The following is a 19,861-nucleotide window of genomic DNA, read 5'->3' on the forward strand; positions in this document are numbered from 1 at the left end:
TTAGAGGTCCCTGAAGAGCCGTTAAAGACTATGACGTTGATAGGTTGGGTGTGTAAGTGCTGTGAGGCATTGAGCTAACCAATACTAATGACTCGTGCGGCTTGACCATATAACGCCAAAGCGATTTGCTACGCCATACATAGATGAGTGTTAAGCAAGAACAGAATTCAGCAACAATTTTGGTTTCCACACCGTTTTCGCCTGGCGACCATAGAGCGTTAGAACCACCTGATCCCATCCCGAACTCAGTAGTGAAATGACGGATCGCCGATGGTAGTGTGGGGTTTCCCCATGTGAGAGTAGGTCATCGCCAGGCACCAGTTTCTATTTTGATATATAGCCAGTTAAGCTTGGCAACCATAGAGCGTTAGAACCACCTGATCCCATCCCGAACTCAGTAGTGAAATGACGGATCGCCGATGGTAGTGTGGGGTTTCCCCATGTGAGAGTAGGTCATTGCCAAGCACTTATTTAGAAAGCCCTGATCGTTTATTCGGTTAGGGCTTTTTGCTATGTATGGTTGAAAAAACTAAATAGTGAGATGACGGATCGCCGGTGGTAGGCAGAAAATTGCTCCTCGGTAACAGCTCCATGCGTTACCCTCCCTTCTGCATCCATGCAGTCGTGCATTTTCTGCACTCCTGCCTTCCATGGCAGTCGTGTGGGGTTTCCCCATGTGTACCCAAAGGACCCATAGGGTCTAAAGGCATAAAAGAGTAGGTCATTGCCAAGCACTTATTTAGAAAGCCCTGATCGTTTATTCGGTCAGGGCTTTTTGCTATGTACGGGTGAAAAAAACTAAAGCTGGCGAATAAATATCAGACTCATCAGAAAACAAGAATGGCTCATAGCCTGAAAAATAAACAGCATAACAATGCTGCCTTCAAAGGTGTTTCCCGATTTTACTTGGTATGTGAATAGGTATTTTGATTCACCAGTTAAGTCTTTTGGCCTGTATTTGAAAATAAATGGTTAAGGAAAAGAGTTGGAATTTTTTGATTTTAATTGATTGGGTTCATAAAAAAACTGTTTTATATCATTCAATGATTTTTTTTTATTGACTGTAACCTTGCCTGCCACTGATAAATCGATTCACTTTATGACTTGGGGCAGAGTAGAAGAGGGCAGAATAAGGCAATATTGCTGCTATTCCGGTGTGCTGTTCAGGAATGGAAGCAAGCTATGGCATGGGTGTATGCCATCATCCCCTTCCATTGGTTAAAGCTGCATATGAACGGTGAAAGTTTATTCATACAAAATGCACGTCAGGCACACCGCCCAGTTCTATAAACAATCTATCACTGGACGTTCAAATGGATCCCATAAAAAAACTAATATTAATTTCAACTGTATTTCTTGTGCTGTTTTGTTTTCCTGAGTGGGTCTACCCGGAAGGGCTTTTTTCAGCCCTTCAGCAAAGGGTTCTGGCGATATTTCTACTAGCCACCATGCTTTGGGTCAGTGATGCAGTTCCCGCCTTTGCAACCTCCCTTCTTATTATCATGTTACTGGTGTTGACTACGTCCAACAGTGCTCCATTTCCGATGCGTGACGTGCTGGGCGAGGACATGCTGAATTATACGGATATTTTTCACAGCCTTGCCTCTCCCGTCATTATTCTGTTTCTGGGTGGTTTTTTTATCGCGCTGGCCTGCGCCAAATACAAGGTTGATATTAACCTGGCCAGGGTTTTGTTGAAGCCTTTTGGGCAGAAATATGAAATTGTGATGCTGGGTGTGATGATCATCACTGCGGTTTTTTCCATGTTTATGAGTAATACCGCAACCAGTGTCATGATGATCACGATCATGACGCCGCTGGTTGCCAGAATGGACGCCAAAGATCCAGGCTGTCGTGCAATGGTGCTCAGTATTCCCATTGCTGCCAATCTTGGAGGAATGGGGACACCCATTGGGACACCGCCCAACGCGATTGCTTTCCGTTACTTTGTAGGTGAACACTCTCTGTCGTTTGGTGGCTGGATGCTGTTCGCGGTTCCGATCACTATTATTATGATTGCCTTCAGTTGGTGGCTGCTTCAGAAAATGTATCCATCAAAAGGGGGGGATCTGGACGTTCAGATTGATGGTCGCTTCGAGCGGGGCCTGAAGCCTTATATTGTGTACACCACCCTGATTTTGACTATTGCTCTGTGGATGTTTTCCAGTTTTCACGGCATCAGCGCCTATGCGGTTGCCATTATTCCTGTTGCGGTTTTCAGCCTGTGCAGCATTGTGGATAAGCAGGATCTCAAGCAGATCAGCTGGGATGTGCTCTGGTTGCTGGCAGGGGGCATAGCCATCGGGATGGCTCTGGCATCTTCAGGGCTGGCAAGTCTTATGGTCAGCCTGGTGCCGTTTGATCAGTTTGGCGCGGTTGCCATTATTCTTGGTATCAGTGTGCTGTGTATGGTGATGGCGACGTTTATGTCCCACACGGCCACCGCCAACTTGCTGATGCCTATTGCGGTCTCTATGTCAGTTTCTGTGGCCAGTATCGAAGAGGTTGGAGGCCTGGTCGTGATTGGAACGGCTGTGGCGCTGTCTTCCTCCCTGGGGATGGGGCTTCCTATCAGTACACCGCCTAATGCTCTGGCTCATGCCACTGGCCTGGTTGATACCAGAGACTTCATCAGGACAGCCCGGATCATCAGTCCTCTGGGCGTACTGTTGATATTTAAGGTGCTTCTGGGAATGACGTATTTCGGACTGTTTTAACCTAGATTCAGCCGTTGGCCGCTTGAGGTTCTCTACAATCAGTGGAGTAAAAGCCACAGAACTGTATTTATTACTCACCTTTTGGGTGACTTCGAATCCGCTCTGTGGCTTTGTGAAAAATCTGAGCGCCCTCAGCTGTGTTGCGCCGTTTGCCAAGTACCCATAGGGCATAAAGGCTACGGCCATTGGCTGCACGACGCGCCTTGCTGAGAACGCTCAGATTTTCCACAAATTCCGCATCCAACTGCTGAATCTAGGTTTAAGGGGGGAATAACCGAAAGCCTGAAAGGCTTTCGGTTCAAGCGGTTCAGAAATAGCCGATCACACCCAGCAGGGTCACAATAGAGAAAATCAGCAAAACCCCCATCGTACTGACGAACTTGCCTGTCTTGATAAAGTCTCTGCTGGCTACCATTCCGGTCGCATGGGCCAGTGCATTGGGAGGCGTGCTGATGGGCAGAGACATACCCATAGAAGCAGAAAGTGCCACACAGATCACCATGAGGCTGATGCCACCATAGCTGTCGAGACCCGTGAGTACTGTAGCAATGGAGACTGCGATGGGCATCAGCAGGTTGGCGGTAGCGGTATTGGACATAAACGTCGCCATCACCATGGCGACCAGAGCCATCAGGAACAGCACTACAAAAGTGCCCATGGTGTCAAAGGGAATAGTGTGGACGATGGCGCTGGCCAGGCCACTTTTTTCCAGGGCATAACCAAGGGCAATACCCCCGGCAATCAGCCAGAGAACATCCCAGTTGATCTTTTTGATGTCGTTGGTGTCTATGATGCCACTGAGGGAGAAGATAATAACCGGCAGTAAGGCGACAGTGTATGAGTTGACCCCATGCAAGCTTGAGGTTGTCCACAGCAGAACGGTTGCGGCAGTGGTTATATAGACGACATAAGCTCTGGGTGTGCGTTCAAAGCGGGATTCGATCTTAACGGACAACTCTTTGATATTGCCGGGATAAAGTTTGCGCAGAAGGACCCAGGCAATCAGGATCAGGACCAGTGCCATGGGGATGGCAAACAGCATCCACTCGCCAAACGTAATGGCATGTTCACCAGTCAGGTAGCGAAAGGCAATGGCGTTGGGTGGTGTGCCAATGGGGGTTCCGATGCCGCCAATATTGGCGGCAATGGGCACCGCCATAATAATGCCTTTAACACCGTTGTCGGTGTTATCCACATGGGCCAGAAGCGGGGTCAGTAGCGTCAGCATCATGGCGGTGGTTGCGGTGTTGCTCATGAACATGGAGAAGACCGCGGTAATGCCCATCAGGCCAAGCATGACCTTTTTATAGTCACTGCCAATGGGTTTAAGCAGTACCCTGGCCAGGTTGATGTCCATTTTGTACTTGGTAGCGGCAATCGCGATAAAAAAGCCCCCGAGAAAGAGCACGACCACGGGCGCCGCGAGGCTGCTGAAGATCTCCTTGTAACTGAGCATGCTGTCCGGGTCCAGGGCTGCCCTGAGAAAAAACGGGCTGCTGTCGGATGATGTAACGGTCAACAGTCCCAGAATCAGCAATGACGTGGCATAGGCAGGAACAAGTTCTGATACCCACAGCAGTGTCGCCATCACAAAAATGGCCAGAACTCTCTGGCCTTCTATCGTGATATTGGCAATGGGAATCATTTCTGTGGGAATGAAGAAAAGCAGAAAGAAGACTGCAGCAATCAGTGAAAGCCTGGTGGTGTGTGACATGGTCGTTTATTGAACCTTGAAGCTGTGCTCGCAATTCCCGGTTTGCAACTCTCTGTTTGTAAACACCGGCCTGCAAACAACAAGGGGTTTAAAATTGTTAGTGGTTGCTATGATGCATAAAGAAGCAACTGGGGGTATTGCAACAGGTCAATGAAGGAGCCGTTTTAGTAGTCAGTCGGAGGTGGGGGAAATAGGCACCTTGCAGCTCGGAGTCAAATTCTGGGCTTTGGGGTGGAGATAGGCTGACGTGTGATCCAATCCGCTTCCCAGGATTCAACCTGGTCCGCAGGCATGGGTTTGGCGATGAAGTAGCCCTGAGCCATATCGCAGTGCAGCTGGTTCAGCAGAGCCCAGTCATCGAGGGTTTCTACGCCCTCGGCGACCGTCTGCATCTCAAGGGTATGGGCCAGGCCAATGTTGGCCTCGATGATGGCTCTGTGCGTCTTGTCGTTACAGGCGTTGAGAACAAAAGAGCGGTCGATCTTCAGCTCGGAGAAGGGAATCCGGTTTAACTGCTGCATACTGGAATAGCCGGTGCCAAAGTCATCAATGGACAGTGAGAACCCATGAAGCCTGAAGCGGGCCAGGGTCTCAAGTGCTCTGGCGGCATTCTGGATCAGGCTGCTTTCGGTGATTTCCAGAGTCAGTAGCTCGGGAGGAATATCCAGCGCCCGGGTTTTAGCAATCAATTGGTCTGGAAGGCGGGTGTCACAGAGCATTAATGAAGACAGGTTGATACCGACGGAGAGGTTTCGTCCATGGCTTCTCCACTTATGAATCTGCTCAAGGGCAATATCGATCAGGTTCAGGGTCATGGTGGTGATCAGGCCTGTGCTTTCCATCAGAGGAATGAAGCGGGTGGGGCTGATCAGGCCTGCCTCCGGATGGAACCAGCGGGCCAGGGCTTCAAACGAGACCAGACGACCGCTTTGCAGAAGGACTTTCGGCTGATAATAAAGGATGAACTGCTGGTCATTAATGGCCTGTTTCAGATCCTCCTCGTCAAAAATCAGCTCATTGGTCACAATGGCCCGCCCATCTTCCGGTTTTTCTCCAAAGTGGAGTTCCATTAACTCCCTTATTCGGTCGCGGGACAGGGGTTTGGGGAGGTTCCCAAGAACTTTCAGGCCATGGGCCTGGGCCATGTCCCCCACAATGCGGATCAGTGAGGCATCCAGGGCGCTGAGCACAATCAGGCTGTGGGCGAGCTTTTGTTCGCCCAGGTGGCGAATAAATTGAATGCCATCCATGCCCGGCATGTCCAGATCACATATCACGATATCCACGGCCCCGGAGGCTTTCAATTGCTCCAGGGCCTGTTCGGCATCTTTGGCGGTAGTGAGGTGGCGGATACCCAGGCCGGAAACGGTTTGTTCGGCCACCATACGTTGAAAACTGTGATCTTCAAGAATAAGCACGCTCAGGGCGCTGAATTTGTCTTCCATGAAAAGTCCATCGGGATGGGTCCATTGTTCAATTATGGCGCATTTAATCGGAAAGGGCTTTTACAGGGAGAGCTGTTGCCAGAAGGGGGAAGGGAGTGCCAGAGAATCTGGCACTCTATCGGGTAAACGAAGGTGGAAGCGATCAGGTGCCGGACTTGACCCTGGACCACTCACGGGTGATATAGCGTTTGAGTTTGCTGGGCAGCTCCTTGAAAACAAACAGCTTTTTCATGGTGTCGTCGGAGGGGTAGATGCCTGGGTCATTGGCGATATCCGGCTTGACCAGAGAGCGGGATGTGGGAACCGGGTTGGCATAGGTCACGTAATTGGTGACATCGGCAATGACTTTCGGCTCCATCAGGTAGTTGAGCATCTTGTGGGCGGCGTCTTTGTGCTTCGCATCTTTGGGAATGGCCAGCATATCAATCCACATGGGTGCGCCTTCGACCGGAATCACGTAGCGGATATCCAGGCCATTTTTGGCTTCAAGGGCCCGGTCCCTGGCCATCAGCATATCTCCGGACCACCCCAGTGCCACACAGATATCGCCATTGGCCAGATCAGTCAGGGAGCGGGATGAGTGAAAGTAGCTGACATAAGGGGCAACGGTCTTGATCTTTTCCACCGCCTTTTTATAGTCGCGGCTATCCAGACTGTCCCCGGGAATGCCCAGGTAAGCCATGACGGAAGGCAGTACTTCACTGGGGGCATCCAGAAAAGCCACGCCGCACTTCTGCAGCTTTTTCATATTCTCTGGTTCATAAATCAGGGCCCAGCTGTCAACGGGGGCATTTTTACCCAGTGCCTTTTCTACGGCTGCTTTGTTGTAGCCAATGCCCGTGGTACCCCACAGATAGGGAATGCCATAAGTGTTTCCTTCATCAAATGAGTCGGAAATCACTTTCATGATTTTCGGGTCCAGATTTTTCAGATTGGGCAGCTTGCTCTTGTCCAGTGGCTCATAGACTCCGGCACGGATCTGGGTTTTATAAAAGTCGTGAGAGGGGGAGACTAGGTCAAAACCACTTCGGCCTGAAAGCAGCTTGCCTTCCAGCACTTCATTGCTGTCGTATACATCATAAACGACCTTGATGCCTGTCTGTCTGGAAAAATTTTTGACCGTATCTTTGGCAATGTAGTCGGTCCAATTGTAAAAGTAGAGGTTGTTCGCCTCATTGTCGGCAGCCTGGAGGAGGGGCGTCCAGAGCAGTGCTGTCAAGACCAGTGAAGGGATAATCATCAGCTTCTTCATAGGTGTGCCGTAATGCCTCGCAGTAGTGGATGCAACAGAAATCATTCGGGGCGCGATTATATAGCAGGGCGGGGCATCCTCAAGCTGAATCCATTTGTTGAGAATTAAAAAGAGCGGAAGATTTCAAAGCAGAACTGGAGATTACTGCGATAATGGTTGCTAGGAGCCTGCCGGGCTTATGCTTTCGAGCATAAAATTCAGTAGAACGAGTCAAATCTTTCGATGGATTCGTGCGAATAGCGGGCCTATTTAATCGAATTCATCGAAAGATTAGGCCGTTCTTTCTGGATTTTAGGCCGAAATTGTCGTAAGTCCGACAGGCTCCTGGTGAAGGAGGGTGTGACTCTGAACAAGGGGAATTCCATGCATGCATTTCGTTCGATCCTTCTGGTAGTAACCCGTCAGCACACGTCCGACATGGAGTTGCAGCAAGCCTTCCGGTTGGCTCTGGACAATCGGGCCAGTGTACTGATTGCGCTGTTTGATAACAGTATTGAGGTTATGCACCGGTTGCAGTTTCTTCCCCTTGAAAAGAAGTTGGAGGCTCTGTTTCGTCAACAGCTGGAAGAAGAGCTGGTGAGATTGAAAGAAGTTGCCTGGTATAATGGCGTCAATGCACAGACGCTGGTGGTTTCCGGTCGACCCCGACAACACATCCATGAAGTGATTGAAGAGCACCATATTGACCTGGTGATCAAGCTGGCGGACTCAACGGGGGCCTTGACCCATAACCAGCTAACCGGCAATGACCTGGCTTTACTGCGGAAATGTCCGGTGCCGATCCTGATGATGGCGGACCGGGAACAACTGCCGGACGCCACCGGTAAAATTCTGGTGGCCATTGATGCCGGAGACCCGGATTCCGGAGCCCATGAGCTGAACCGGAAACTGTCACAGTACGGCCTGTACCTGGCCGCTCAGGAAGCGGCAGAACTGCATCTGGCCAGTGTATGGAACCTTCCGGTGGGCAAGCGCTCCCTGAAAACCCTCACCGATGAGGAGTTGTACGAACTTCAGGAAATCACCCAGAGGCGCCACCAGTGCAAGCTTGAAGAGATTATGAAAGAAGTGGGTATCAGTGATAAAGATGTCTCTGTTCATTTATTGAAAGGCAGCCCATCGGCGGAAATTCAGAAACTGGCCAATAAGCTGAATGTGGATGTCGTGGTTATGGGCACATTAGGGCGGCATACGGAAGGCGTCTGGGTAGGAAATACCGCGGAAAATATTATGAACGGTGTTTATTGCTCCATTCTGGCAGTAAAGCCGGAAGGGTTTGTCAGCCCCCTGGCAAAAGAGGCCAGGGGCTAGTGCAGGAAAGCGTATATATCCATACACGCAGTGTAAGAAAAGGCGCTGCTTTTGTTGCGCTTCGCTGTGCTCAGCAGCAACCTACTGCATTCCAGAAGAATGTTCTAAAGCCTCCAGGTATAGCCACTTTAACGTAGGTTGCTGCTGAACGAAGTGAAGCGCAACAGAAAAGGGCACAAAGGCAACGGGTATAGGTCAGGGTTTAAGCCCGCTCATGTATTGAATAGCGGAGCTGATCTCTTCGTCTGAACAATCCATGCAGGTGCCCTTGGGGGGCATGCTGCGAATCCCGCTGATGGCATTGCCCAGCATTTTATTGAAACCACCGGCGGCTGTTTCTCTTTTTTTCCAGTCGGCGAAGTCATCTTTTTTGGAGGCGCCGAGCAGCCCAGTTCCATGGCAGGCTACGCAGAACTGGCTATAAATGGCATCGCCTGTCCGTGGACCGCTGGCGGTAGCCACAGCTCCGGCAGCACTGGCGCACTCCTCACCGGTTTGGCAAACCTTACCCACAGGGGCAATACGCTCGCTGATTTCACTTCGGGAAGTGGGGTCCAGATCCGTGACCGGCTTGGCAAACGCCAGTGCCGCGAAAAGTCCCCCAACCAACAGAATAAAAGCACGCATTTGAATAACCCGAGACACTCGCTTGTCCTCTTTTATGGCTATCGACCGCAATCATGCCTGGGTATCGCCTGAGCTGAAAAAGGCGTTTTTGAACCCTTTGCAGAGCTGATGCCAGCGTAGCCGAATTATTTTAAGCAGGAGGATTATAGATCAATTACCCTGCCTAAAACAGGGGTTTATACGGTTGCGGGTTCGGTTGTCCGGTGGTTTCAGTGGGCAGTGCCATGGGATTCACTGGCTTTTCAGCAATGGCTTTGTTCAAAGTAGATTCGCTGGTGACAGGGAGGTGGTCCACAAGGATAAAAAATCATGGACAGCCCGGGGTCGGATCAGTATTATTGGCACCCGCTGGAACGGCGATTACGTGGTTCCGGTGATGTTGCATAAAAAGTGCACCCGTAGCTCAGCTGGATAGAGCGCTGCCCTCCGGAGGCAGAGGTCAGAGGTTCGAATCCTCTCGGGTGCGCCATAGATAAAACTCTCTCCTATTTTTTCTTACCAGTAACACTCCACCCTCAAAACCGATTTGCTATTGAGCCCAAGGTTCTTTCCTGCGGATCCTGGATTCTGTTTGTTATTATTCCCACTGGCCTCAGGCTTCGATAGGATGGTTTGACACTCGGCACGGTCTTGCCTGACTCTATTTTCAAAAGTGGCTTCAGTCCAGGGAACGTCTCCTTACAAAGCTAAGTACCTGAAAAAAGGCCATGTTGTCGTTAATCACTGAGGCTGTCGGGTGACCGGCGAAAGCATTGTCACAAAAGGAAACCCTATGCGCTTGACCCACGAGGAGCAGCAGATCATTAAAACCGTCATAAAGGCTTATGACTCCAGCGCTCAGGTGCTGCTTTTTGGCTCCCGCGTTGACCCGAAGAAAAAGGGGGGGGATATTGACCTGCTGGTGATCTCGGCAAAACTGGGTTTCACTGATAAGCTGAATATTCTGGCTGATTTGCATCAGCAGTTAGGGGAGCAGAAGATTGACCTGCTTTTGGATAAAGATGGCCGAGGGGATTTCGCCAGAACTGTAGTGACCAAAGCCATTGAGTTGTAGCGACTAATCACCTTAAACAACCCCGAGACAGAAAGAACATGACCAGGGACAAACGCCAGTTACTGGAAAAACAGCTTCAGCAAATGCGCAGGGCCGCCATCGGACTTGAGTGGTCATTGCAGCGGTGTCAGCCCCTGGAGCTTGACCTGTTGGATGCTGAGGGCCATGAGAAGTTCGAAACCCTGACAGCGCGTTTTGCCCGCATGAGTGATATTCTGATTCAGAAAATCTTCCGGCTGGTGGACGAACTGGATCTTGAAAGTCAGGGATCTGTTCGGGACCGTATCAATCGCGCCGAGAAAAAAGGGTTGATCGATTCTGCTCGTGACTTTGTCATCATTCGTGAACTCCGCAATGCCATTGCCCACGAATATGAAGAGGAAGCATTGATCAATATTCACCGTGAAGTACTGCGATTCACTCCATTGCTGTTGAGCACTCCTGATCAAGTGGATCAATACTTGAGCCGCCATCTCTCACAAGGATAAAAGAGTCCGCGATGTCTCAATGGCAAACGCTATTTTTCATGTCAAAGCGGAGGATCCTCTGTGGCAGTCTTGCGCGATGTGGCCATGACAGCTTTCACTCTATGGACTAGCCTGAACGCCAGCCCTTTAAGGAGTTGTTATGGAAAAGAAGTCACTGTTTTCAGAGTTGAAAGCCCTCGGGGTGGATGAGGAAACCGCCGCCCACGTTCAGGCCTCGCTGAATGGCGAGATCTACGCCACCAAAAATGACCTGCTCGCCATGCAAAGGCTGATTTATGAGCAGAATGAAAAAATGATGAATGGTTTTACCAACCTGAAAAGTGATATTTCAGAGGTTCGCACCGAGTTGAAAAGTGAAATTTCAGGGGTGCGCACTGAGCTGAAAAGTGAAATCTCTGATGTGCGTATGGAGATCGCTGATGTCCGTACAGAAATTGGTGGCATGCACCGCCAGTACTGGATCACCTTTGGTGGTCTGATCACCACCATCATCAGCGTTTTTGCGGTGAACTGGTATTACCACATTTGAGTGAGAAGGGCATTTCATCCGTGCCAGAACACACAGACCCCTGACAACCTTTATGCCATAAGCTAGCCTGAATGCCAGCCCTTTAAGGAGTTGTTATGGAAAAGAAGTCACTGTTTTCAGAGTTGAAAGCCCTCGGGGTGGATGAGGAAACCGCCGCCCATGTTCAGGCCTCGCTGAATGGCGAGATCTACGCCACCAAGAATGATTTGCTCGCCATGCAAAGGCTGATCTATGAGCAGAACGAAAAAATGATGAATGGCTTTACCAATCTGAAAAGTGATATAGCGGATGTACGTACGGAGATCGCTGGTGTGCGTACCGAGCTGAAGAGCGAAATTGCTGATGTCCGTACAGAAATTGGCGGCATGCACCGCCAGTACTGGATCACCTTTGGTGGTCTGATCACCACCATCATCAGTGTTTTTGCGGTGAACTGGTATTATCATCTTTGAGGGATAGCAGGCAAGAACGTCTGGTACGGATGACTTGAGTCTTCCAAATGCTTACGATTTCATAAAAGAACAGATATTGCACAGTTAATGTTTGGTGTGCACCTGGAAAAAGAGAACAAATGACAGCCGCCCTCAGTATTAATGATCACTGCAGCAAGTACTTTCGATACCAGGATCTGATCTGTTGTGGTGACACCTTTGCGCAAGGTGGTATGGATAACCTTCCCCGGCAATCGGAAAGTTGGCAGGCCATTGCAGAACTCGCCACCAATATTCTGGATCCTGTTGTTCATGAGTTTGGCCGCCTTCATTTAACCTACGGCTTTTGTTCCCATGCTCTGGGTCTTGCTATTACCCGGAAAAAGCGGCCTGGTGTTGCCCCTGAGCTGGATCAACACGCAGCTTATGAACTCAACAGCAAGGGTAGGCGCATCTGTAAGCGTGGGGGGATGGCCTGTGACTTTCTGGTACCGGGTATCAGTTCCCTGGCCATCGCCCGGTGGGCCGTGCAACACTGCCCCTTTGACCGGCTCTACTTTTATGGCGATGATCGCCCCATCCATATCAGCTACTCCAAGAGATTGAGTAAGGAAGTCTGCTGGATGAAGCGTTCGGCTATGGGCAAGTTATACCCACATCGCTACACTGTGGAAGGGTTTCTTCAGCAGTAGGCGAGCGATGACGCCAGAACAATACCACATGGCCATCAATGGTCTGGCGGTTGGCAAAAAACTGCCCAAAGCTGTTTATTTACACAAAACCGTGCTGGTGGCGGTCAATTCTTGTCTGAAAGACTTTGCACAGGCCCAGATCGGCAAGTTAGCGTTAAAGGATCCGGAGTGGGACATCCTGAAGTTCCATCGGGACTGCTTCAAGCTGACCGTTCTTAGCTACCCGGACTTTTTTTCAGAGGCTTATCCAGCCTTGCACAAAAGCATCAGCATTGACCTGGCCCGGGAGCAATGCAAAGAAACCCGGTATCACAAAACCGATAACCCACCCATACTGCACCGCAAAGAGTTGATGGTGCTGCCGGACTCCCCTCATTACCAGGACTTTTGCCTGATCACCCAGGAAGGAGAGCTGGCGGGGCTTTATGACAACAGCAAAGTCATTGGCTTCAAGCGCTCCTGGGAAAGCCTGTTGGAAAGCAAAGGCTATACACTGGTGGACGGTCGTCTATTTCGTTCGGCCAGCTTTCAGGTAAATGCGTCGCAGAAAATCCATCGGCATAAAACCGCACTGTCCCGTGATGGTTTATCCACGCCCATGAAATCCCTGGCCCGGCATGGTTACTTGAACGGTGACTACACCCTGTTTGATTACGGTTGTGGCCAGGGGGATGATCTGCGTGAACTGGAAGCGCATGGTCTGGTTGCCCAGGGGTGGGACCCCAACTGGCGCCCGGAAGGCGTGAAAACCCATGCAGACCTGGTCAACCTGGGCTTTGTGATCAATGTCATTGAAGATATTGAAGAACGGGTGGACGCTTTGCTGGGAGCCTGGCAGCTGACCGAACGGCTGTTGGTGGTGGCCGCTATGCTGGCCACGGATGGTCTTATCCGAAAGTTCAAGCCCTACAAAGACGGTGTCATTACCTCCCGACAGACCTTCCAGAAGTACTACAGCCAGGATGAACTGCAGAGTTTTATTGAGCAGGTTCTGGATGAGGAGGCCATCGCCGTGGGGCCAGGGCTGTTTTACATCTTTCGGGATAAAAGTGAAGAACAACTGTACCTGGCCAACAAGGGACGTAACCGCCAGCGCTGGCGGCAGCTGACCCAGAAAACACCGAGGACATCAAAGCATCAGCAGGTATTGGAACAAAACCCCGAGCTGGTGGAGTCGTTCTGGCTGCAATGCCTGGTATTGGGACGTTTGCCTGCTGTGGAGGAACTGGTATCCGCCCGGGAACTGCAAGAGAACATAGGTTCTCCAAAGCAGGTGTTCAAACTGGCCTGTTTGAAGTACGACCATGCTGACTTCCTGATGTCGGAGCAGCAACGCAAAGATGAGTTGCAGATCTACTTTGCCCTGCAAATGTTCAGCAAGAAGCGCCCCTACAAAACCATGCCTGAGCCGTTGAAGCGGGATATCAAAACATTTTTCGGTAACTATCGCTCAGCCACGGAGGAGGCAAAAGCATTACTGTACTCACTGGCTGAACCCAACCTTATCCACCAAAAATGCCAGGAGGCGAGCCAGTCACTCCCGGCCAGCCTGTTAAATTCTGGACACTCCTTGATCCTCCATACCCGTTTTATTGAACAGTTGCCCATAGAGTTGCAGCTGTATATTGGCTGCGCAACCCAGCTTTACGGTGAACTGGAAGGGGTGGACCTGGTAAAAATCCACATACGTTCAGGGAAGTTAACGCTGATGATCTACGACGGCTTTGAAACCCAGCCACTGCCCCTGCTGAGAGAGCGGATCAAAATCAATATGAGGGCAGGGAGGATCGAGTTTTTTGACTATGGCTACGGTGACTATGAGCCGCAGCCCCTGTACTGGAAGTCGAAGTTGATTGATGACGACTTTCCAGATTACCAGAAGCAAGCGACGTTTGACCGAAGACTTGAAGCAACGGGCCTTTTGAACTCGGGAAAAAACTACGGGCTGCCTCTGGTAGAGCTCAAGCACTCGTTAAAGGAGCGCCATGGCCTGGAGGTGCGGGGGTATCGGTTTTATAAACTGGCCAGCGAGTATACAAACCCCTAAGAGGCACACTTTACATAAGGGTAAGCATCATGCTGACTTTTTTAAGTGGTATATAAACTGGCCATCAACTTCATTATGAAGTAGCAGCTGGTGGCCAAGAAATGTACAGAACTTTGGGATGTCTCTCTTAGTCGATGGATCCGTTGCAATCACTTCCAACACCTCTCCAGATTTTAATTTTCGAACAGCGTTATGCAGCAACATAACCGGTTCAGGGCATGATAGCCCTTTGGCGTCAAGGGTTTGATCAACTTTGTAGTCCTCGATAAATTCTGGTGTCAACATTTTTTTCACATACTTTCGGTGGCTTGGATGTGATTTTGAGTCTATTTTTCACTTCCACTATACAGGTACAATGTTTTTTTACATACAGACGTCAGCATGAGTTCTAATCATTTGCGTGAATTCAGCCATACCTTTCCTGCGGTGAGGGGCATACAATCCGGTCGACCTTGTTATATCGCTATGTGCCCTATGCGCCTGGTGCCTAAAATCTTTGTTTTTGATGAAGAGGAGGTTCCGCCAGAACTGAGGGCTCAGCGTACCCTGAACCGGTCTCGTATTCCTGACATGGTGCGGTATCTGGTTGGTAATAGGGAGGATTACACTTTGTCTGCGATCACTGCCTCCATTAATGACCAGGTGCACTTTGAACCTTTGGCCGACACTGGAGTGGCCGTCAATCTGGGGCTTCTATCGGTGCCAATGGATGCTCAGATTCTGATCAATGATGGTCAGCATCGCCGCGCTGCGATTGAAGATGCGATCAAGGAGAACAGCGAGCTTGGGCATGACAACATTCCCGTCCTGTTTTTCATTGATGAAGGCTTAAAGCGCAGCCAGCAGATGTTTGCAGACCTCAACAAGCACGCCGTCAGGCCCAGTGAGTCTTTGAGCACTTTGTACGATCGGCGTGATCCAAGCTCAAATATGGCCCGGTATATTGTTGACCATGTTTCATGTTTTAAAAAACTGACAGAGCTTGAAAAATCCAGTATTTCCAATAGAAGCATCAAGTTATTTACCTTGAGCAGTGTGAAACTGGCCAGCAGGAGCCTTTTACGTAAAGGCTTGAAAGATCGCATAAGTCAGGAAGAGGTGTTGCTGGCAGCCGAATACTGGCAAGCAGTTACTGAAGTGATGCCAGACTGGAAAGATGCAGAAAACAGGAAGGTATCTTCTGCTGAACTCAGAACAAATTTTGTTCATGCCCACGGGGTCACTTTACATGCGCTGGGTTGTGCAGGTGCAGACCTGCTAAGTCAGTATCCGAAAGACTGGAAACCCAGATTGCAAGAACTGAACACTATTGATTGGTCTCGAGCGAACAAAGAGCTTTGGGAGGGGCGTGCCCTGCTGCACGGGAAGCTGAGCAAAGCCAGAACCAACGTCACCTTAACCGCAAATATCATTCGCAAAGCTCTGGGTGTCAGGCTCAGCCCATCAGACCAGTCTCTTGAAGAGACTTTTCAATCATGACAGATGAAACTCTTTTGTACGCCAGTATTGATGAAATGCTGGCTGATATTGACAGCCCCTACGCTGGTCGGCCACTTAAGGACCTTATTCATGAAGTCCAGGAGCTTTATCGCTACGATGACAAGCCTTGGGTGATTGGTTTTTCTGGTGGAAAAGACTCCACCACGATTTTGTCCCTTGTATATACCGCTCTGTTGAAACTTGAGCCCAAAGAGCTGAAGAAGCACGTTTATGTTGTATCCTCCGATACGCTGGTGGAAACCCCTGTTGTAGTGGATCAAATCAAGCATGTAATTGAGGCGGTTAACAGTGGAGGCAAAGAGCATGGTTTGCCTATTAGTGCCCATCAGGTATACCCGAAGACTGACCAGACTTTCTGGGCCAACCTCTTAGGCAAGGGCTATCCAGCACCCACCACCTCTTTTCGGTGGTGCACCGAGCGGATGAAAATTGACCCGGTAAGCGACTTTATCATGGATAAGGTCGCCCGATTTGGTGAAGTCATAGTTGTGCTTGGGTCTCGAAGCCAGGAAAGCTCGTCCCGTGCTCAGGTAATTGCTAAACATAAAATAGATGGAAGCCTGTTGTCGCGTCACTCTTCCTTGCCAGGGGCATATACGTATATGCCCATTGAAAGCTGGACCCATGATGAAGTCTGGATGTATTTACTGGCGACCTACGCACCCTGGGGCGGAACCAACAGGGAGCTATTTGAACTTTACAAGGGGTCGAACGCAGGTGAGTGCCCTTTGGTGATCGACAAGAGTACTCCCTCCTGTGGTAACTCCCGTTTTGGTTGCTGGACTTGCACTGTTGTCACCAAAGATAAAGCCATTGAAGGTTTGATTGAAAATGGTGCAACCTGGATGGTGCCATTACTTGATTTTCGGAAACAGCTTTGGGATAGCACACTTCCAGAAAACAAAGAGGCGCTGCGCAGTGCTCGTCGCCGTGATGGGCGCATCAGCTATGTGCGCAGTCGCAGTGTTAACGAAGATGGCTCCCGTGATATCAAGCGAGCGTACGGCCCTTATAAGATGTCAGTGCGACAAGGGTGGCTAAAAGAATTACTAACGATTGAGCGTGACCTGAGGAACCAGGGGCACGAAATAGAGTTGATCACTCGTCCAGAACTTCAGGCGATTCGAAAAGAGTGGCTGCATGACCCTCTGGACCCTGATTGGACTGACTGCCTGCCTGCGATCTACCGGGAAGTTTATGGGGTGGACCTGGATTGGGTTGAAAATGATGCGGGTGCGTTTACCAAGCCTGATGCTGATTTGCTGAAGGAGCTGGAAGACTCACATAGTGTACCGGCAGAGCTGATTATGAAGCTGATTGAGCTGGAGTTATCCATGGAAGGCTTAAGTGTTCGCCGAGGGTTGCTGAAGAAAATGGAAGCCCTACTGGAGCAGGACTGGGATGCTGAAGACAGTCATGAGTACAGAATGGGTAGTATCAAGCAACTGGATAGTTATGAAAAAGAGATGAAAGAGTTGAGAGAAAAATACGAGGCTCTTACATGATTCTGGAAGAACTGAAAATCTGTGCTTTCAGAGTGGTTAGCGACGAAGAGACGATTTGTCTTGCTCCGAAAATGCACGATGGCCGTAGGCGGCCAATTATCTTGTTTGGAGGCTTGAACGGTGCCGGTAAAACCACAACCCTTACCGCTATCCGGTTGGCTCTGTATGGCAAGTACAGCCTGGGTAATCATGTTTCTAACCGGGAATATCATGAGTACCTGAAAGAGTCGATCCACAAGGGTAAAAAGGGCGGTGTTGAAAAAAATGCGGCCAGAATTCATCTGACCTTCAGTTATGCGACTCGGGGTGTGGTATCACGTTATACCATCAAGCGTGAGTGGACGGTAACGGGTAAAAAAGTTGATGAAATCCTCAGCATTGAGAAAGATGGTGAGGAACTGGAGGAGCTCACCGATGAACAGTGTCAGGGCTTCCTGAATGAGTTGATTCCCATTGGGGTTTCAGATCTCTTTTTCTTTGATGGCGAAAAAATCGCTGAATTGGCAGAAGACACCACAGGCCGGGCTCTAGGCACAGCGATTAGGAAGCTTCTTGGGCTGGATGTGGTCAACCGCATGAGAGATGACCTGGTTATCTATCTGCGTGAAAAAAATACAGCCTCCATGCCTGAGCAACATCAAAAACAGATGGATGACCTAAAGGCCAAGTATGATGTGGCTTATGCTGGCTATGAAGCCGGAATGGTGGAGCATAGTGAGGCAATACGGCAGGTTGCACTGGTTGATGAAGACATCAAGCGCTCTGAATCTTATATCTCTAGCAAAGGGGGAGCCTGGGCTCGAACCCGTAATGACCAGCAACAGCGGCTGAACCAGCTGGTTGTTGAAAAAAAGCAGCTTGAAGAGCTGATGCGTAACTGTATGGGGGCCGATTACCCACTGGTACTGGCTACCAAGAGTCTAAAGAGCCTTCTGAAGCAGTTAGCCAGAGAACAGGATTTTAAAAAACAGAAAATTCTGAAGGCAAGTTTTGACCAGAAAGTTAAGCTCCTGAAAAGCTCACTGCTTCAATCCCTGAAGGATAAGCAAGCCGTTGAACGGGCGGTGAGTAATGCCTTTACAGAGCTGTTTGATGGCATTGACCCTGTGGATGTAGTGCACGACTGTTCCGAGCGACAGTTGAACCGGGTGAGCGTTCTTGTGGAGAAGCTCGTTCCTAAGGCCAGGGAACAGTTGCAGAGCTTGGGTGAGCAGCTGGCTAACATCCAGAATGAGCTGGATAATGCCAGCAAAAATCTTCAACGTGCACCAGACCAAGCGTTTCTTGAAGATGAGTTAAAGCAGATACGTGAGCTCCACGAAAAAAGAACGGAAGAAACCAATAAGCAAGCGGTTGCCAGGGAAAACGCCAGGAGAGCCCTGCGGGAAGCCATGGATGTTATGAGACAGATGCAGAAAAAGGAGCAGGAATACAGTGCAAATTTCTCCAGCAACCGTGCATACCAGATGGCTCAGCGTTCCAGGGCATTGCTTAATGAGTTTGCAACCAAGGCGACAGAAAACAAAATTAAACAGCTGGAGACAGAGTTTATAAAATCGTTTAGAAAGCTGGCTCGAAAAGAGGATATTAGCCTCAAGGCCAGGATTAACCCAAAGACCTTTGATGTGACTTTGCTCAACGACTCAGGCATGGTGATTAATAAACAGCAACTGTCTGCTGGTGAGAAGCAGATTTTTGCGATCTCTATTCTGGAAGCTCTGGCGCGAACTTCAGGCAGAAAGTTGCCTGTTATTATCGATACACCACTGGGTCGACTGGACAGTAAGCACCGAGGCAAACTGGTGGAGAATTATTTTCCAAGCGCCAGCCACCAGGTCATTATTCTTTCTACGGATACGGAGATTGACCAAGCCTATTATCAGCAGTTGTCCCCATATATTTCGCATGTCTTTGAGGTAGAGTATTTCCCGAAAGAGGGATATTCAGAGTACCTGAAAGGGCATTACTTCGGGTTTGATACGGAAGAAGAAAAGGCTGAGGAGCTGACAGAAGATGTTGCCTAATAGAATTCGTATATCCAAAAAGGCAACAGACCTGCTGGCCAGAATGAAGGGTAATACCGGGCTCACGCCCAATATTTTGGCTCGGCTGGCGATAGCTCATTCTCTGGAAACGGGCAGCCTGGGGAAGAAGGTTAAAACGGAGCAGGACGGCCAGGAATTCAATACCAACACCTTGCTTGGTGAGCAGGCTGATGTTTATGCCATGCTTATACGTCAGCAGTCTCAGGATATTGAAATTTCCAAAGCAGTGGCTCAGCTTGTTGATGATGGGCTTGGGGTCTTTTCTGGGGTTAATGATCTTTCTGATTTGGTTTTGAAGTGTAACGGTAAGGTGGCGTGAGCCAACTTTTTAAATCTATTTTGGAAAATCCCCCCGGCCATTGGGCCAGGGGATAAAGTGCATTAGTTCAGATCTGATCTGACAATTCCCTCTTCAAAAAAGGGAAGGGTTACCGATTTAGATAGAGGGTGAAATCACTGAAATCTAAATCGTAAAAAGGTAACCCTTATGATTCATACTAATCA

The 19,861-nt window shown here is 49.6% G+C and carries 17 protein-coding genes, 1 tRNA gene and 3 rRNA genes; 16 read left to right on the forward strand and 5 right to left on the reverse strand.

Going from position 1 to position 19,861, the window contains the following annotated elements; genetic code table 11:
• The 4 genes from ACNRUY_RS21525 to ACNRUY_RS21540 form a co-directional block, all read left to right on the forward strand.
• Positions 1-109: ribosomal RNA gene (locus tag ACNRUY_RS21525) — 23S ribosomal RNA — on the forward strand; the annotation flags it as partial.
• Between the two features lie 91 nt (positions 110-200).
• Positions 201-316: ribosomal RNA gene (rrf, locus tag ACNRUY_RS21530) — 5S ribosomal RNA — on the forward strand.
• Positions 317-349: 33 nt separating this feature from the next.
• A 5S ribosomal RNA gene (rrf, locus tag ACNRUY_RS21535) occupies positions 350-465 on the forward strand.
• Between the two features lie 848 nt (positions 466-1,313).
• A complete protein-coding gene (locus tag ACNRUY_RS21540; RefSeq protein WP_488113727.1) occupies positions 1,314-2,717 on the forward strand; it encodes an SLC13 family permease in 1,404 nt (467 codons plus the stop codon).
• A gap of 307 nt (positions 2,718-3,024) precedes the next feature.
• On the opposite strand, the gene ACNRUY_RS21545 is transcribed toward ACNRUY_RS21540, so the two are convergent.
• From ACNRUY_RS21545 to ACNRUY_RS21555, 3 genes are all read right to left on the reverse strand, one after another.
• Entirely contained in the window at positions 3,025-4,431 is a 1,407-nt protein-coding gene (locus tag ACNRUY_RS21545; protein WP_488113728.1) for an SLC13 family permease, read from the reverse strand.
• Positions 4,432-4,643: 212 nt separating this feature from the next.
• Positions 4,644-5,876, reverse strand: coding sequence for a GGDEF/EAL domain-containing response regulator (locus ACNRUY_RS21550; RefSeq protein ID WP_488113729.1), 1,233 nt, complete (start codon positions 5,874-5,876; stop codon positions 4,644-4,646).
• Positions 5,877-6,018: 142 nt separating this feature from the next.
• Positions 6,019-7,116 carry a polyamine ABC transporter substrate-binding protein gene (locus ACNRUY_RS21555; protein ID WP_488113730.1) on the reverse strand — a complete coding sequence of 366 codons (1,098 nt, stop codon included), beginning with the start codon at positions 7,114-7,116 and terminating at the stop codon, positions 6,019-6,021.
• A gap of 375 nt (positions 7,117-7,491) precedes the next feature.
• Between ACNRUY_RS21555 and ACNRUY_RS21560 the strand changes: the two genes are divergently transcribed.
• Positions 7,492-8,439 (forward strand): universal stress protein, encoded by a 948-nt coding sequence (locus ACNRUY_RS21560; protein ID WP_488113731.1) that lies wholly within the window; start codon positions 7,492-7,494, stop codon positions 8,437-8,439.
• 195 nt (positions 8,440-8,634) lie between these two features.
• On the opposite strand, the gene ACNRUY_RS21565 is transcribed toward ACNRUY_RS21560, so the two are convergent.
• Complete coding sequence (locus tag ACNRUY_RS21565) at positions 8,635-9,066, reverse strand: c-type cytochrome (protein ID WP_488113732.1); 432 nt, start codon at positions 9,064-9,066, stop codon at positions 8,635-8,637.
• Positions 9,067-9,458: 392 nt separating this feature from the next.
• Between ACNRUY_RS21565 and ACNRUY_RS21570 the strand changes: the two genes are divergently transcribed.
• The 7 genes from ACNRUY_RS21570 to ACNRUY_RS21600 all read left to right on the forward strand — a co-directional run bounded on the left by ACNRUY_RS21570 (position 9,459) and on the right by ACNRUY_RS21600 (position 14,307).
• Positions 9,459-9,535: transfer RNA gene (locus tag ACNRUY_RS21570), tRNA-Arg, on the forward strand.
• Between the two features lie 303 nt (positions 9,536-9,838).
• Positions 9,839-10,120, forward strand: a complete 282-nt coding sequence (locus tag ACNRUY_RS21575; protein ID WP_488113733.1) for a nucleotidyltransferase domain-containing protein — start codon at positions 9,839-9,841, stop codon at positions 10,118-10,120.
• Between the two features lie 38 nt (positions 10,121-10,158).
• Positions 10,159-10,608: a hypothetical protein gene (locus ACNRUY_RS21580; RefSeq protein WP_488113734.1), complete on the forward strand. Its 450-nt coding sequence runs from the start codon at positions 10,159-10,161 to the stop codon at positions 10,606-10,608.
• Positions 10,609-10,747: 139 nt separating this feature from the next.
• Complete coding sequence (locus ACNRUY_RS21585) at positions 10,748-11,137, forward strand: hypothetical protein (protein WP_488113735.1); 390 nt, start codon at positions 10,748-10,750, stop codon at positions 11,135-11,137.
• A 95-nt stretch (positions 11,138-11,232) separates the two neighbouring features.
• Positions 11,233-11,589: a hypothetical protein gene (locus ACNRUY_RS21590; protein WP_488113736.1), complete on the forward strand. Its 357-nt coding sequence runs from the start codon at positions 11,233-11,235 to the stop codon at positions 11,587-11,589.
• A gap of 119 nt (positions 11,590-11,708) precedes the next feature.
• Positions 11,709-12,260, forward strand: coding sequence for a hypothetical protein (locus ACNRUY_RS21595; protein ID WP_488113737.1), 552 nt, complete (start codon positions 11,709-11,711; stop codon positions 12,258-12,260).
• A 7-nt stretch (positions 12,261-12,267) separates the two neighbouring features.
• Positions 12,268-14,307 carry a DNA phosphorothioation-associated putative methyltransferase gene (locus tag ACNRUY_RS21600; RefSeq protein WP_488113738.1) on the forward strand — a complete coding sequence of 680 codons (2,040 nt, stop codon included), beginning with the start codon at positions 12,268-12,270 and terminating at the stop codon, positions 14,305-14,307.
• A gap of 27 nt (positions 14,308-14,334) precedes the next feature.
• On the opposite strand, the gene tusA is transcribed toward ACNRUY_RS21600, so the two are convergent.
• Complete coding sequence (tusA, locus tag ACNRUY_RS21605) at positions 14,335-14,592, reverse strand: sulfurtransferase TusA (protein ID WP_488113739.1); 258 nt, start codon at positions 14,590-14,592, stop codon at positions 14,335-14,337.
• Positions 14,593-14,688: 96 nt separating this feature from the next.
• On the opposite strand from tusA, the gene dndB reads away from it, so the two are divergent.
• The 4 genes from dndB to dndE are packed head-to-tail and all read left to right on the forward strand — an operon-like array spanning position 14,689 to position 19,676.
• Positions 14,689-15,786, forward strand: coding sequence for a DNA sulfur modification protein DndB (gene dndB, locus ACNRUY_RS21610; RefSeq protein WP_488113740.1), 1,098 nt, complete (start codon positions 14,689-14,691; stop codon positions 15,784-15,786).
• Positions 15,783-17,312, forward strand: coding sequence for a DNA phosphorothioation system sulfurtransferase DndC (dndC, locus tag ACNRUY_RS21615; RefSeq protein ID WP_488113741.1), 1,530 nt, complete (start codon positions 15,783-15,785; stop codon positions 17,310-17,312). Before dndB ends, dndC begins: the two co-directional genes overlap by 4 nt.
• Positions 17,309-19,336, forward strand: coding sequence for a DNA sulfur modification protein DndD (gene dndD, locus ACNRUY_RS21620; protein WP_488113742.1), 2,028 nt, complete (start codon positions 17,309-17,311; stop codon positions 19,334-19,336). The genes dndC and dndD overlap by 4 nt, the downstream gene beginning before the upstream one ends.
• On the forward strand, positions 19,326-19,676 hold the full coding sequence (gene dndE, locus ACNRUY_RS21625; protein ID WP_488113743.1) for a DNA sulfur modification protein DndE: 351 nt from the start codon (positions 19,326-19,328) through the stop codon (positions 19,674-19,676). Before dndD ends, dndE begins: the two co-directional genes overlap by 11 nt.
• The last annotated feature ends 185 nt before the right edge of the window (positions 19,677-19,861 follow it).

This window comes from Endozoicomonas sp. Z74, assembly GCF_057680865.1.